A 254-nucleotide genomic window follows, 5' to 3' on the forward strand; every position below is an offset into this window, starting at 1 on the left:
GTTCGCGGACAGAGCGAGCAATGCTTTCCAGTTGCGTAGCCGTGTTATAGCGATTCTGCTGGACCAGATGGAACAGCAAAACGGTGCAAAAAATAAAAACGAACACCAGGACAACGGCTGCCACCATTGCCATCTGCTTGATTGTTAACGAGCGACTTACGCGCAAATTGTCTCCCCCCGGAAATCCCAGATTGCCGCCCGAGTATACCCGATCGCAGCGGCATTAAGAGAGGCGCTATCTGAAAACTTACCAG

The 254-nt window shown here is 51.6% G+C and carries 1 protein-coding gene; it reads right to left on the reverse strand.

Annotation, left to right across the window (positions count from 1 at the left end):
• On the reverse strand, positions 1 to 166 hold a 166-nt coding region (locus V5P19_RS24050), incomplete at its 3' end, for a hypothetical protein (protein ID WP_334408059.1).
• Positions 167 to 254: the final 88 nt, after the last annotated feature.

Source organism: Enterobacter sp. UNJFSC 003 (assembly GCF_036903355.1).
Classification (GTDB): domain Bacteria; phylum Pseudomonadota; class Gammaproteobacteria; order Enterobacterales; family Enterobacteriaceae; genus Enterobacter.